Source organism: Halobaculum sp. D14 (assembly GCF_051195135.1).
Taxonomy (GTDB): Archaea; Halobacteriota; Halobacteria; order Halobacteriales; family Haloferacaceae; genus JBNTKA01.
This window is the reverse complement of the sequence record NZ_JBNTKA010000001.1, coordinates 1043665-1057063: the sequence shown is the minus strand read 5'-3', so window position 1 is coordinate 1057063 and position 13399 is coordinate 1043665. Positions and strand designations below refer to the sequence as shown.

At 71.6% G+C, this 13399-nt stretch carries 13 protein-coding genes; 8 read left to right on the top strand and 5 right to left on the bottom strand.

The window, feature by feature from the left end; translation table 11 throughout:
* Positions 1-3: 3 nt before the first annotated feature.
* The 3 genes from ACQUST_RS05455 to ACQUST_RS05445 form a co-directional block, all read right to left on the bottom strand.
* A complete protein-coding gene (locus ACQUST_RS05455; RefSeq protein ID WP_435125916.1) occupies positions 4-819 on the bottom strand; it encodes an SAM hydrolase/SAM-dependent halogenase family protein in 816 nt (271 codons plus the stop codon).
* Positions 820-845: 26 nt separating this feature from the next.
* Positions 846-1949 (bottom strand): ABC transporter ATP-binding protein, encoded by a 1104-nt coding sequence (locus ACQUST_RS05450; RefSeq protein WP_435125913.1) that lies wholly within the window; start codon positions 1947-1949, stop codon positions 846-848.
* A gap of 136 nt (positions 1950-2085) precedes the next feature.
* Entirely contained in the window at positions 2086-2826 is a 741-nt protein-coding gene (locus ACQUST_RS05445; RefSeq protein ID WP_435125910.1) for a proteasome assembly chaperone family protein, read from the bottom strand.
* Between the two features lie 406 nt (positions 2827-3232).
* Between ACQUST_RS05445 and ACQUST_RS05440 the strand changes: the two genes are divergently transcribed.
* Together ACQUST_RS05440 and ACQUST_RS05435 are read left to right on the top strand one after the other, a co-directional pair.
* Positions 3233-4141 (top strand): RsmB/NOP family class I SAM-dependent RNA methyltransferase, encoded by a 909-nt coding sequence (locus ACQUST_RS05440; protein ID WP_435125907.1) that lies wholly within the window; start codon positions 3233-3235, stop codon positions 4139-4141.
* Positions 4141-4734 carry a DUF7122 family protein gene (locus ACQUST_RS05435; RefSeq protein WP_435125905.1) on the top strand — a complete coding sequence of 198 codons (594 nt, stop codon included), beginning with the start codon at positions 4141-4143 and terminating at the stop codon, positions 4732-4734. The genes ACQUST_RS05440 and ACQUST_RS05435 overlap by 1 nt, the downstream gene beginning before the upstream one ends.
* 33 nt (positions 4735-4767) lie before the next feature.
* Here the strand turns inward: ACQUST_RS05435 and ACQUST_RS05430 are convergent, their stop codons facing one another.
* The gene (locus ACQUST_RS05430; protein WP_435125902.1) at positions 4768-6330 is read right to left on the bottom strand and encodes a DUF790 family protein; all 1563 of its coding nucleotides are present in this window, start codon (positions 6328-6330) and stop codon (positions 4768-4770) included.
* Between the two features lie 112 nt (positions 6331-6442).
* Here ACQUST_RS05430 and ACQUST_RS05425 point away from each other — a divergent pair, with 112 nt between their 5' ends.
* Positions 6443-6835, top strand: coding sequence for a hypothetical protein (locus ACQUST_RS05425; RefSeq protein WP_435125900.1), 393 nt, complete (start codon positions 6443-6445; stop codon positions 6833-6835).
* A gap of 51 nt (positions 6836-6886) precedes the next feature.
* On the opposite strand, the gene ACQUST_RS05420 is transcribed toward ACQUST_RS05425, so the two are convergent.
* Positions 6887-8242, bottom strand: coding sequence for a DEAD/DEAH box helicase family protein (locus tag ACQUST_RS05420; RefSeq protein WP_435125898.1), 1356 nt, complete (start codon positions 8240-8242; stop codon positions 6887-6889).
* 132 nt (positions 8243-8374) lie between these two features.
* On the opposite strand from ACQUST_RS05420, the gene ACQUST_RS05415 reads away from it, so the two are divergent.
* From ACQUST_RS05415 to dnaJ, 5 genes are all read left to right on the top strand, one after another.
* Complete coding sequence (locus tag ACQUST_RS05415; protein WP_435125896.1) at positions 8375-8602, top strand: hypothetical protein; 228 nt, start codon at positions 8375-8377, stop codon at positions 8600-8602.
* A gap of 71 nt (positions 8603-8673) precedes the next feature.
* Positions 8674-9273, top strand: coding sequence for a nucleotide exchange factor GrpE (locus tag ACQUST_RS05410; RefSeq protein ID WP_435125893.1), 600 nt, complete (start codon positions 8674-8676; stop codon positions 9271-9273).
* Positions 9274-9963: an alpha/beta hydrolase gene (locus tag ACQUST_RS05405; RefSeq protein ID WP_435125891.1), complete on the top strand. Its 690-nt coding sequence runs from the start codon at positions 9274-9276 to the stop codon at positions 9961-9963.
* 189 nt (positions 9964-10152) lie between these two features.
* Positions 10153-12087, top strand: coding sequence for a molecular chaperone DnaK (dnaK, locus tag ACQUST_RS05400; RefSeq protein ID WP_435125888.1), 1935 nt, complete (start codon positions 10153-10155; stop codon positions 12085-12087).
* Positions 12088-12217: 130 nt separating this feature from the next.
* Positions 12218-13378 (top strand): molecular chaperone DnaJ, encoded by a 1161-nt coding sequence (gene dnaJ, locus ACQUST_RS05395; protein WP_435125887.1) that lies wholly within the window; start codon positions 12218-12220, stop codon positions 13376-13378.
* The last annotated feature ends 21 nt before the right edge of the window (positions 13379-13399 follow it).

The window sequence follows — 13399 nt, the reverse complement described above, 5'->3', positions numbered from 1 at the left end:
GACTCACCACGCCAGCCGCACCTCGTCGCCGACGCCGACGCCGAAGGCGTCGTCGCCGCGGCCCTGATTCACGGCGAGTTCGACGTTGCCGTGGCTGCCGACCGTGACGAGTCGAGCGCCGACGCCGACCGCGGCGTACGCGTCCCGGACCGGGACCGGTTCGCCGCCGACCGCCACGGTCGACCCGTCAGCGTCGGCCAGCACGTCGCCGGGGACGTTCGTGACGACGTTGCCGAAGCCGTCAACGACGAGGACTTCGCCGACGGCGACGCCGCCGTCGCGGTCGACAGCCGGCTCCGGGAACCGCAGGTCGACCCAGTCGTCGGTCGGGGTGCAGCGCGCCACGTCGCCGACGCGGTCCGCGTCGTGGACGTCGGCCGCGGCGGGAGCGAACACGTCGCGGCCGTGGAACGTCGTGGACGCGGTCTCGGCGTCGTCGTACTCGATTTCGGAGACGGAGAACGGCGCGTCGGCATCGGTGTCGCCGTCGCGGCTGGCGGTGTCGGTCGTCCGGTCGGCGGACGCGATTCGGCGAGCGGCGGGGACGGCGACGCCGTTGTCGGGCGCGACGAACCGGTGACCGCCGGCTTCGACGACCACGGCCGCGCGGTCGGTGCCGACGCCGGGGTCGACGACGACGAGGTGCGTCGCCGGCGGGAAGTACGGCAGCGTCTCGCGGAGCCAGAACGCCGCGGCGCGGACGTCCTGCCGCGGAAAGTCGTGGGCGACGTCGACCAGTCTGGCGTCCGTCCGCGAGAGCAAAACGCCCTTCATCGCCGCCGGGTACGGCGTCCCGAAGTCGGAAGCGAGCGTAATCACGGCCGGGGCTGCGGCCGCCGAGACGGTCAATCTTGCGCGACGACGACCGCGTCCGACGGCGCGAACCCCACCGCGAGTTCGTCCACGTCGACGTCGGCGTCAGGGTCGCCCCGGACCACGACGTCGCGGCCGCGCCACGCCCCGTGGAGCCGCGTCGCCTCGCCGAGGAACTCCGTCGTCTCGACGGCGACCGTGAACCGGTTGTCCGACGCCGCCGGGTCGAGCGCCTCCGGTCGAACGTAGAACACGACGTCGTCCCCGACGGACGGAGCCGTGTCCCCGTCGGAATCTCCGTCCACTCGGTCGGCGGCGACCCGGAACGACGTGCCGTCGACGTCGACCGTGAAAGTCGGACGCGGCTCGCCGCCGTCGCGGTCCGCGCCGTCGGCGCCGGTGACGACGCCGGCGAACCGGTTGTTCTCGCCGACGAACGACGCGACGAACTGCGTCGCCGGTTCGCGGTACACCTCCCGCGGCGTGCCGACCTGCTCGACGCGGCCGTCGTTCATCACGGCGACGCGGTCGGAGACGGCGAGCGCCTCCGCCTGGTCGTGGGTGACGTAGACGGTCGTGACGCCGAGTTCGGCCTGAATCGACTTCACCTGCCGCCGGAGCTCCTCGCGGAGCCGCGCGTCGAGCGCGGACATCGGCTCGTCGAGCAACAGCACCTCCGGCTGCGGGGCGAGCGCCCGGGCGAGCGCGACGCGCTGCTGCTGGCCGCCGGAGAGCTGGTCCGGTTCGCGGCCGCCCATCCCGGCGAGGTCGACGACGTCGAGCAGGTCCGCGACGCGCTCGTCGACCGACTGGTCCGCCGGCGGGTCGTGGAACCGGAGGCCGTAGGCGACGTTCTCGCGGACGGTCATGTGCGGGAACAGCGCGTAGTTCTGGAAGACGATGCCGACGCCGCGCTCCTCCGTCGGCACGTCGGCGACGTCGTCGCCGCCGAACCGGACGGTTCCCGCCGTCGGCGGTTCCAGCCCCGCGATGACCCGGAGCGTCGTCGTCTTCCCACAGCCGGAGGGGCCGACCAGCGTGAAGAACTCCCCTTCTTCGACGGCGAGCGAGACGCCGTCGAGCGCCGCCGTCTCGGCGTACCGCTTTTCGACGGCGTCGAGGCTGAGGCTACCCACGGCGGACCTCCTCGGCTCCGGGGCCGGCGCCGGACTCGGCGGCTCTCATCGACTCACCGTCGAAACCACCGAGGGATATACCCGTCGAATCTCACGGGCGGAGACGTGTCGGACACGCGACGGCGACGCGGGGCGTTCACTGGTACATCCGGAGCCGGTGCGCCCGCGAGGCGTTCTCGCCGTCCTCGTGGACCTCCTCGGCGAACTGCTCTTTCGCCCGCTGAATCTGCGTCGCCTGCGACTCCAGGCGGTCGCTGTCGACGTCGACGTCCGCAATCGGCTCGACGCCGGCCTCCAGGACGGCCTGAGCCGCAATCGGGTCGGGGAACTTCGGGTCCGCGTCGACGACGAGCCCGACGGCGGTCTGGTCGGTCGCGAGCGCGTGGCTGAGCAGCGCGCCCGCCGGCCCCGAGACGATGCCGGGCTCGTCCGGCGCCGAAACCCCGACGCGGTCGAGCACCGCGTCCCCCTCGCCGGCGGCGACGCCACGGAGTCGCGGGGCGCCGTCGGACGGCTCGTCGCGCTCCAGGCCGGCGACGTACAGCGGCGTCACCGACGCCTCCGCGAACCAGTCGGCGATGCAGCCGGCGAACTCGGCGGCGGCGTCCGGCGACACCGTCACGTCCGACTGGAGCGCGAGCAGGTCGGCCTCCGGGGCGGCGTACAGCCGGACCGGCGTGCGGAGCGTCGAGTCGCCGCCGCCGTACGCGGCGGCCTTCGGGAGCGCCTCGCAGTGGACGTTCGCGTAGTGCTCCATGTCGAGCTGGTCGACGAGGTGGTCGACCGCGATTTTCCCGACGAGCCCGACTCCGGGGAGCCCTTCGACGAGCACCGGCTCGTGCAGGTCCGCGTCCGAAACGACGTCTACGTGCGCCATACCCCCAGTGAGCGCGGAGCGACCGTAAACGTACGCCAGTCACCGGCCGCCCACCGAACGGTCGCTCGACAACCGCCGAACAGCCACGGAACAGCCGCCGGACTGCCACCGAACAGCAGCCGGCGTCAGACGGCGTCCGTCAGACAGCCTCGAACCCACAGACCACGGCCCATTGGGAGTTGGTTACACGGCCGTCTGTCCGACGACTGTCCGACAAGTCAACTCACCCACATCTGCGGAGTGCTAGTCAGTCACGTACAGGGGTTCGTCGGCCTCTGACGGCGGAGCGGGCGAAGGCCGTGTCTGACGCCGCCCCGGCCGCCCCCTGTTCGGTCGCTCCACCGCGGGTCGCGGCCGACGAGCCGCGTTCGAAACCGATTACCGGAGCGCCGACGAACGCTTCGCCATGAATCCGCTGGACCGGTACGCGCCGCTGGTCGACGACGAGGCGGCGTTCCGGGCGGCGTGCGACCGGCCGCTCCCGTCGGTGGTCCGCGTCAACGACATCAAAGCCGACGCCGGCCGCGTCGCCGCCGCGTTCGACGAGGAGGGCGTCGGCTACGAGCGCGCCGACTGGCACCGCGGCGTCTTCCGGCTCGACAGCCGGTCGCCGGGGACGACGTGGCCGTACGCGCACGGCTGGATACACGGCCAGGAGGAGGTGTCGTCGCTCCCGGCGCTCGCCGTCGACCCGGCGCCGGGCGACCGCGTGCTCGACACCTGCGCCGCCCCCGGGTCGAAGACGAGCCACCTCGCGGCGCTGATGAGCGACCGCGGCGTCCTCGTCGGCAACGACACCAGCCTCGGCCGCATCTCGGCGCTCCGGCACAACGCCGAACGGCTCGGCGTCACGAACCTCGTCGTCGACCACCAAGACGCCCGGAACTACTCGCTGAACGGCTTCGACTTCGACGCCTTCGACGCGGCGCTCGTGGACGCGCCCTGCTCGTGTGAGGGCACGATTCGGAAGAACCCGGACGCGCTCGACCAGTGGACGCTCCAGCACGTCCGGGAGGTCAGCGGCATCCAGAAGGGCATTCTCGCCCGCGCCGTCCAGGCGACGAAGCCCGGCGGCACCGTCGTCTACTCCACCTGCACGTTCGCGCCCGAGGAGAACGAGGCCGTCCTCGACCACGTGCTCGACGCCGAGGACTGCCGCGTCGCCGACTGGGACTGCCCGCTCGACTCCCGGCCCGGCGTCACCGAGTGGCAGGACGACGAGTACGACGACCAGGTCGCGAAGGCCCACCGCGTCTACCCGCACCTCAACGACACCGGCGGCTTCTTCGTCGCGAAACTGGAGGTGGGCGCCTGATGACCGACGACGGCCAGCAGAGCGGCGGCCAGCAGGACGACAGCCAGCAGAACGACGGCCAGCAGAACGACGGCCAGCAGAACGACGGCCAGCAGTTCGACCGGCTTCCCGCGACGGCGGCCGACCGCGAGGTCGACGGGCGCGCCACGCGCGAGGCGGTGCTGGAGTGGTGGGACGAGCGGTTCGGGATTCCGCCGGAGACGTTCGACGACTACACCTTCTGGGAGAAAGGCGCCGGAAAGCTGTGGGCGTTCGCCGCGGACCTGCCGTCGCCGCAGGAGCGCGAGGGCGTCGGCATGACGTTCCTCCGCACCCGGCAGGAGCACTGGAAGCCGACGACGACGGCGGCGCAGCGCTGGGGGCGGCTCGCGACGAAGAACGTCATCGAACTGTCGCCCGGCCAGGCCTCGGCGTTCGCGGCGGGCCACGACCAGGACCTCCCGGAGTGGGACGGCGACTGGGGCTACCTCATCGCGACCCACGAGGTCGCCGGCGACGCCGAACCCATCGGCGTCGGCCTCTACCTCTACGACGAACTCAGGTCGGTCGTCCCGAAGGGCTACCAGGAAGACCTCCCCGAACTGGACGGCTGAACGAAGACGACGACCGAGCCGAACCCCGTTCTCTCACTCGTCGCCTTCGACGGCGCGGACCGTCCCGCCGGTGAGGCCGTCCCAGGCGACGCGGTAGCCGAGCCGTGACAGCGCCGCCGACGCGTCGCTGATGCCGCGGTCCTCCAGCGCGGCTTCCGCGTCGGCGAAGTCGTCGCCGTCGGCGATTTCGGCGGCGACGGCGTCGAGCACGGCGGGCCTGACGAGCGCGCCGCCGACCCGTTCGTGTTCGGGGAACGCGACGTCGTCGAGGGCGTCGGTCGGAACGCCGTACTCGGCGGCCAGTTCGTCGGCGTCGACGACGTCGGCGTCCGGCGTCAGTTCGGCGGGGAGGGACGCGGTCACCTCGGAGGCCAGGTCGGCTTCGTACTCGCGGAGCACGTCCACGACGTCTTTCACGCGCACCGACCCGGAGTACGTGACTGCGCGGTGGTCGCGCGCCGCGATTTCCTCGCCGACGCCGAGCGATTCGTCGACCGCGACCACCAGTTCGACGTCCTCGACGCCGGCGAGCTGGCCGAGTTTCTTCTCGACGTACGCCGGCGTCCAGAATCCCATCACCTCGAAGAACACGCGGAAGTCGGCGTGCCGGTAGTCGAACGCGAAGTCCGGAATCATGACGCGGGTGCCGACGGCCAGCGGCTCCGGCTCCCGGACCAGGTCCCAGTCCAGGTCGAGCGCGCGGAACCGCGCCGCGAACTCCGCCTCGACGCCGGAGTCGAACGACGGCTCCGCCAGCGGCTCGACGCCCGGCACCGACACGTCGTCGTCCGTCAGCGTCATCGTGTACTCGCGGCCGCGGTCGTCGACTGTCGCCGTCAGCTCCCACGTCGCCGCCGTCGACGCGACGGTGCGGAGCAGCCGCGCGAACGCCGTGCCGTACCGGCGCGTCCGCCGGAACAGCGCGTCCGGGCCGGTGACGACGACCTCGCGGTTCGACGCCGCGTCGTCGCCGGCCGCGACCGGCTCCGCGCCGGCGTCGTCGGCCGGCCGGCGAATCTCGTACAGCAGCCCGAGCCGCTTCACCGCCGACACCACGGCCTTCGGGTCGCTCGACCGGACGCGCACCTCGGTGGCGTCGAACAGCGCGGTCTGCGCGAGCGACAGGTCGTACTGTTCACACAGCGACGCGGGGTCCCAGCGGACGTCGACGGCGGCGAGCACCTGGTTCGGGTCGCGGTCGGTGTACAGCGACGACTCGACGGCGGCCGCGTCGACGCCGAGCCGGTCCGCCGCCAGCGACAGCGCCGCCTCCCGGTCCGCTTCGTCGACGACGCCGACCTCTTCGGCGGCGGCGAACGCGGCGCGGCGGGCGCGCTCGGGCGGCAGCGACGCCGACGTCTCGAACGTCGCCTCCCGCTCCAGCAGCGCCGCGAACCCCCGGACCAGTTTGAAGTCGTCCGCTTCCCGTTCGAGCGCCTCCAGCGACGCCGTGAGGCGGCGACGCGGCTCCCCGACGTGGCCCTGATACACGCCGATGACTCGCGCGGCCAGCGCCGACGCGTCCGGGTCGCCCCGGACGAACTCCGGGCGGTAGCCGCCGCGACGAGAGACGCGCAGGAGGTCCTTCCGCAGCACACCCGCCGTTGGCGACCCCGGCGTAAAGCCGCGACGGTGCGGAGGCGGACAGAACACACGGGACCGACGGAGGATGGACAAGGCTCATGGCGGGGGCGGCTGATTCGCGGGTATGAAGCGCCGCGGACTGCTCAAGGGCGTCGCCGGCGTCGCGGGGCTCGGCGTCGCCGCCGGCTGTACGAACAGCGCCGCGCCGTCCGGCCCGAAGACGCCGCCGCGCTCCCCCGAGTCGACCGTCGTCTCCGGCTCCGGACTGGTCGTCGCGGACTTCACCGACGTGGAGTCCGACGACGGCGACCTCCACGTCAGCGTCACGGTCGAAAACCGGAGCGGCGAGCAGCGCACCGGCACCGTCGTCGCGACGGCCTCGGCCAGCGGCGCCGAAGACTCGGCCAGCGAGCAGGTGACGGTCGGCGCGAGCGAGCGCGTCACCGTCGTCCTCGAAACGTCGCTGTCGTACGCGAAGTTCCAGCAGGACGGGTCGCTCCAGGTCACCATCGAGTGAGTTCGGCGTCGCGGGTCGTCCAGAGTCGTCGCGGCCGGGCGAGAGCCGGGTTCAGCGCCGGCGGTCCGCGACTCGTTCCTCGGCGGTTTCGGCGGTGACGAGCTCGTACAGCGTCGCGGTCTTCGCGCCGTCGTCGCCCGGCCGGAGGATGCGGCCGAGCCGCTGGGTGAACTCGCGTTCGGAGCCGCTGCCGGAGATGACGACGCCGACGGACGCGTCCGGGACGTCGACGCCCTCGTCGAGGACGTTCGCGGCGACGACGCGGCTGTACTCGCCGTCGCGGAACCGGTCGAGGATCTCGCGGCGCTCGGCGGCGCCGGTCTCCGCGGTTATCGCCGGCAGCAGGAATCGGTCCGAGAGCCGGTACACCAGGTCGGTGTGGGCCGTGAAGACGATGACGCGCTCGTCTCGGTGCCGGTCGAGGATGCGCGCCAGCTCCTCGACTTTCGCGTCGGCGTTCATCATGACTTCGCGGGCGCGCTGTTTCGCCAGCAGCGCCTCGCGCGCCCGCGGGTCGTTCCCGGAGCGTTTCACCAGCTCCTGGTAGTCCGAGCCGGACCGGAACGTGATGCCGGCGTCCCGGACGTAGTCCACGAACGTCCCCTGAGCCTCCTCGTAGCGGTCGCGCTCGGCCGGCGAGAGGTCGACTTCGACGCGGCGGACCTCGTACTCCGCGAGGTGGTCTCCGGCGAGGTCGTCAGCGGAGAGCCGGTGGACGACCGGGCCGACCAGTTCGGCGACGACCTCGTGCGCCCCGTCGGGTCGCTCGAACGTCGCGGTCAGGCCGAGCCGCGCCGGCGCCGCGAACAGCCGCGCGATGTCGCGGTAGCCCTCGCCGCCGAGGTGGTGGACCTCGTCGAAGACGACGAGGCCGAAGTCGCCGCCGACGTCGTCGGCGCGGAGGTACGCCGAGTCGTAGGTGGCGACGGTCAGCGGCTCGACGCGCTGCTCGCCGCCGCCGAGCTGGCCGACCGGCTCGTCGAACTCGGATTCGAGTTCGCGCCGCCACTGCGTCAGCAGGTCGACGGTCGGCACCACCACGAGCGTCGGTACGCCGAGCGCCGCCATCGCCGCGAGCGCGACGACGGTCTTCCCGCTCCCGGTCGGGAGTTCGACGACGCCGCGGTCGCCCGCGTCGCGCCACGCGTCCAGCGCGTCCTGCTGGTAGTCGCGCAGGTCGTACCGCAGCGTCAGCTCCAGCCGGTCGTCGTCCGCGACGGCGACGCGGTCGTCCACGTCGACGCCGGCGTCGGCGAGCGCGTCCCGAACCGCGCGGTACCGGCCCGCCGGCGCGCGAACGACGCCGCTCCGCGGGTCGGCTTCGACGTCCGGCACGTCGCTCAGCGCGGACTGCACGTCGCCGTCGACGACGACGGTTCCGTCCTCGAACCGCAGCACGACGGTCACTACGTGGCCGTGAGTCGCCGCGGCAGAAATGTACTCTGGTCGCCGCTCCGTCTCGGCTCCTCGGCCCGGGTCGGGCGCACCGCCGGCCGTTCGGGCACAACACCGAGGTAGGTGGAGCAACAAGCCACCGCTATGAGTCGACGCTCCGACGACACCGGCGCAGACGCCGCAGACGACGAGGCCGAGGACGTCCCCGCGGACGAGGAGCTGACGGCGGCGGTTTCGGCGTTCCTCGCCGACGCCGAAACGGTCCGCGAGGAGTACGAGCAGGGGTACATGGACGCGGACGCCGCGGTGTCGCTGCTGTGGCGGCACATCGACGAACTCCGGGACGTCCACGAGGCGCACGGCGGCGAATAGCGGAGACCGGGTGGCGCGGCTCGGGCGGCGAATCCGCAACCCGTATTTCTCCGCGACGTGTCTGGACGGGTATGAGCGAAGAGGCCGAAGCGGACCCCGCCGAGCAGGCGTCCGACGAGCAGCGGGACGGCGCGTCGGGAGAGCCGGCGGCCGACGCCGAACCGGCGCTGGCTGACCGCGTCGCCGACTACGACGAGGCGCTCGCGCGCGACGTCGCAGAGATGGAGCGGCGCGCCGCGGAGGCGGAGGCGCGCGTCGAGGAGCTGAAGTCGAGCCTGTCGCGGACGAAAGCCGACTTCGAGAACTACAAGAAGCGCGCGAAAAAGCGGCAGGAGCAGCAGAAAGCGCGCGCCACCGAGGACCTGGTGACGCGGCTCACCGAGGTGCGCGACAACCTGGTCCGGGCGCTCGACCAAGACGAAGACGCCGACATCCGGCCCGGCGTCGAGTCGACGCTGGAGTCGTTCGACCGCGTGTTCGACGAGGAGGGCGTCTCCGTCATCGACCCGGACCTCGGCGACGAGGTCGACCCGCAGCGGCACGAGGTCCTGATGCGCGTCGACGCCGACCAGCCTGCCGACACCATCGCCGAGGTGTACAAGCCGGGCTACGAGATGGCCGGGAAGGTCATCGAGGCCGCGCAGGTGACGGTGAGCGACGGCGACTCGTAGATGGACGTCCACGTCCGCGGCGACGGCGACCGCGACCTGCTGTTCGCGCTCGGGTGGGGGAACCGGCCCGGCCACGAGACGGTCGACTGGCTGCTGTCGAGCCTCGCCGACGCCGGCTGGACCGTTCACGCCGCGGTGGTCCCGGAGAACGGAACGGACTTCGCCCGCGACTACGCGGAGCCGCTGACCCGCGTCCGCGACGACGTCGACCCGGACGCCTGCGCCGGCCACAGCCTCGGCGGCCTGACGCTGGCGCACGTCCCCGGCGACGACCCCCGCGTCTACTCGTCGCCGTTCTGGGGGCTGGAGACGTCCGGCGCGGCCGGGCTGCTCGTCCCGCTGCTGGCGACGCTCCCGGTGTCGCGCCGCGTCGTCCCGCTGGAGCACGAACCCGAACTCATCGGCGACCTCCAGCCGGAGACGCAGGACACGGCGGCCGACCGCGGCGCGTCGCCGGCGTGGCTCGACGCGGTCCGGGCGGCGCAGGCGTCGCTGCCGCCGTTCCGCGAGGGGAGCGCGGTGCACTGCTCGCTCAGCGACCGCGTCGTCGACGTGCACGCCATCGGCGACCGGGCGCCCGCGGACCGAATCCGGCTGTACGACGGCGGCCACGAGTTCTTCGCGTCGACCGGGCGGGAAGCCGTCCTCGACCGGTTCCTCGCGGACCTCGACGACGTCGCCGACGCGTAAGTACCGATTCCGCGAACGCGTACCGACGGCGACCGGGCGCGGCGACTGGCTCCGCGGTTCGTGATAAGCGTTGCCACTCCGATTCGGCGGAAAATCCGAAATCGCAGTACGGCGTCGAGGGAGCTGTCGGCCGTGTGCGGCCCTGTCTAGTAACGTTTAACGGAGTCCGGCCGCGTAGAACAGGACAACATGGCGACCGACAAGATTCTCGGGATCGACCTCGGGACGACGAACTCGGCGTTCGCGGTCATGGAGGGTGACGACCCCGAAATCATCGTGAACGGCGAAGGGGACCGGACGACGCCGTCCGTGGTCGGCTTCGCCGACGACGGCGAGCGGCTCGTCGGGAAGCCGGCGAAGAACCAGGCGGTGCAGAACCCCGACCGGACCATCCAGTCCATCAAGCGCCACATGGGCGAGGAGGGGTACACCGTCGACATCGACGACGAGGAGTACACGCCGGAGCAGATTTCGGCGATGATCCTCCAGAAGATCAAGCGGGACGCCGAGGAGTACCTCGGCGACGACGTCGAACGCGCCGTCATCACGGTGCCCGCCTACTTCAACGACAAGCAGCGGCAGGCGACGAAGGACGCCGGCGAAATCGCCGGCTTCGAGGTCGAACGCATCGTCAACGAGCCGACGGCGGCGGCGATGGCGTACGGGCTCGACGACGAGTCCGACCAGACCGTCCTCGTGTACGACCTCGGCGGCGGCACGTTCGACGTCTCCGTGCTCGACCTCGGCGGCGGCGTCTACGAGGTCGTCGCGACGAACGGGGACAACGACCTCGGCGGCGACGACTGGGACCAGGCCATCATCGACCACCTCGCCGACGAGTTCGAAAACGAACACGGCATCGACCTCCGCGAGGACCGGCAGGCGCTCCAGCGGCTGAAAGACGCCGCCGAGGAGGCCAAAATCGAGCTCTCCTCGCGGAAGCAGACCACGGTGAATCTGCCGTTCATCACGGCGACGGACTCCGGCCCGGTCCACCTCGAAACCGAGCTGACCCGCGCCACCTTCGAGTCGATCACGAAAGACCTCATCGACCGCACCGTCGGGCCGACGGAGCAGGCGCTCGACGACGCCGGCTACGACAAGGGCGACATCGACGAAGTGATTCTGGTCGGCGGCTCCACCCGGATGCCGCAGGTCCAAGAGAAGGTCGAAGAGCTGCTCGGCGTCGAGCCGAAGAAGAACGTCAACCCCGACGAGGCCGTCGCGCTCGGCGCGGCGATTCAGGGCGGCGTGCTCTCCGGCGACGTCGACGACCTGGTGCTGCTGGACGTGACGCCGCTCAGCCTCGGCATCGAGGTGAAAGGCGGCCTGTTCGAGCGGCTCATCGAGAAGAACACGACCATCCCGACCGAGGAGTCGAAGATCTTCACGACCGCCGCCGACAACCAGACGTCGGTGCAGGTCCGCGTCTTCCAGGGTGAACGCGAAATCGCCGAGGAGAACGAGCTGCTCGGCGAGTTCCAGCTGACCGGCATCCCGCCGGCGCCCGCCGGCACCCCGCAGATCGAGGTGTCGTTCAACATCGACGAGAACGGCATCGTCAACGTCGAAGCGGAGGACCAGGGCTCCGGCAACGCCGAGTCCATCACCATCGAGGGCGGCGCCGGCCTCAGCGACGAGGAGATCGAGGAGATGCAGCAGGAGGCCGAAGCGCACGCCGAGGAGGACGAACAGCGCCGGAAGCGCATCGAGGCCCGCAACGAGGCGGAGTCCGCGGTGCAGCGCGCCGAGACGCTGCTCGAGGAGAACGAGGAGAACGTCGACGACGACGTGAAAGCGGACGTCGAAGCCGCAATCGAGGACGTCGAGGCGGTGCTCGAAGACGAGGACGCGACCGCCGACGAACTCGAGGCGGCGACCGAGGAGCTCAGCGACGAACTCCAGGAGATCGGCAAGCAGATGTACCAGCAGGAGGCCCAGCAGGCGCAGGCCGGTCCGGGCGGCGCGGGCGGCGCAGCGGGCGGCGCCGGCCCCGGCGGCATGGGCGGCATGGGCGGCCAGGCAGGCCCGGGCGGTGCAGCGGGCGGCGACGCCCGCGAGGGCGACGACGAGTACGTCGACGCCGACTTCGAAGACGTCGACGACGACGAAGACGACGAGTAAGCCGGCCGACCGTCCCCCGATTCCACTGCGCTCCCTCGAAGCCAGGTGGCGCGGTCCACGGGAGACGGTCGCCGTCGGCCGCCAAGCCACGCGTTTCAAATACTCCGAACGTTCTATACTACGATACTGAATGAGCGAGGACTTCTACGAGGTACTGGGGGTCTCGCGGGACGCCTCCGAGGACGAGATCAAGCAGGCGTATCGGCAGAAAGCGACCGAGTACCACCCGGACGTCAGCGACGACCCGAACGCCGAGGAGAAGTTCAAGAAGGTCAAGAAGGCGAAGGAGGTGCTGTCGGACGAGGAGAAGCGGCAGGCGTACGACCAGATGGGTCACGAGCAGTTCGAGCAGGCCGAAAAGCGCGGCGGCGTCGGCGGCGGCGCCGGCGGCATGGGCGGACAGGGCCCGTTCGGCGGCGGTGGCGGCATGGGCGGCGGCGCCGGCGGCATGGGCGGGCTCGGCGACCTGTTCCAGGAGTTCTTCGGCGGCGGCGGGGGCCGCGGCGGCCCGCGGCCCGGGAAGGACCTGCGGACGAGCCTCGAAATCTCGCTCGAAGAGGCGTTCGACGGCGTCACGAAGGAGTTCACTGCGGCGCGGCCGACGCGCTGTTCGGAGTGTGACGGCGCGGGCCACCCGCCGGACGCGGACGTCCAGACCTGCCCGGAGTGTAACGGGCAGGGGCAGGTGACGCAGGTGCAGCAGACGCCGCTCGGCCGCGTCCAGCAGGCGACGGCGTGTCCGCGCTGTGAGGGCGAGGGCGAACTGTACTCCGAGGACTGCTCGGAGTGCGGCGGCACCGGCGTCACCCGCGAGGAGTCGACGCTGACCGTCGACGTCCCGGCCGGCATCCGCGACGGCCAGACGCTCCGCATGGACGGCGAGGGCGCGCCGGGCGAACGCGGCGCGCGCGACGGCGACCTGCTCATCGACGTCCGCGTCGAGTCAGACGACCGGTTCGACCGCGACGGCGACGACCTCCACCTCACCGAGCCGGTGTCGTTCCCGCAGGTCGTGTTCGGCGACACCGTCACGCTGGACACCCTCGACGGCGCCGTCGAGTTCGACGTGCCCGCCGGGACGCAGAGCGGCGAGACGTTCCGGCTGCAGGGGAAGGGGATGCCGCGGCTCCGCGGCCGCGGTCGCGGCGACCTCTACGTCCAGGTGCAGGTCGCCACGCCGGACGACCTGAACGACGAGCAGCGCGAGGCGCTCAAGCAGTTCGCCGAGGCCGGCGGCGAACACATCGAGGTCAGCGAAGGCTTCTTCGAGAAGATCAAGAACTCGTTCTAGCGGACCGGCGCAGACCGCCCC

Bases quoted from the DNA above. Each gene is read 5' to 3' on its own strand.
- ACQUST_RS05445 (WP_435125910.1), bottom strand. From the start codon at position 2,826: ATGGCGCACGTAGACGTCGTTTCGGACGCGGACCTGCACGAGCCGGTG.
- ACQUST_RS05405 (WP_435125891.1), top strand. From the start codon at position 9,274: ATGGACGTCCACGTCCGCGGCGACGGCGACCGCGACCTGCTGTTCGCG.
- ACQUST_RS05440 (WP_435125907.1), top strand. From the start codon at position 3,233: ATGAATCCGCTGGACCGGTACGCGCCGCTGGTCGACGACGAGGCGGCG.
- dnaK (WP_435125888.1), top strand. From the start codon at position 10,153: ATGGCGACCGACAAGATTCTCGGGATCGACCTCGGGACGACGAACTCG.
- ACQUST_RS05410 (WP_435125893.1), top strand. From the start codon at position 8,674: ATGAGCGAAGAGGCCGAAGCGGACCCCGCCGAGCAGGCGTCCGACGAG.
- ACQUST_RS05425 (WP_435125900.1), top strand. From the start codon at position 6,443: ATGAAGCGCCGCGGACTGCTCAAGGGCGTCGCCGGCGTCGCGGGGCTC.
- ACQUST_RS05415 (WP_435125896.1), top strand. From the start codon at position 8,375: ATGAGTCGACGCTCCGACGACACCGGCGCAGACGCCGCAGACGACGAG.
- ACQUST_RS05435 (WP_435125905.1), top strand. From the start codon at position 4,141: ATGACCGACGACGGCCAGCAGAGCGGCGGCCAGCAGGACGACAGCCAG.
- dnaJ (WP_435125887.1), top strand. From the start codon at position 12,218: ATGAGCGAGGACTTCTACGAGGTACTGGGGGTCTCGCGGGACGCCTCC.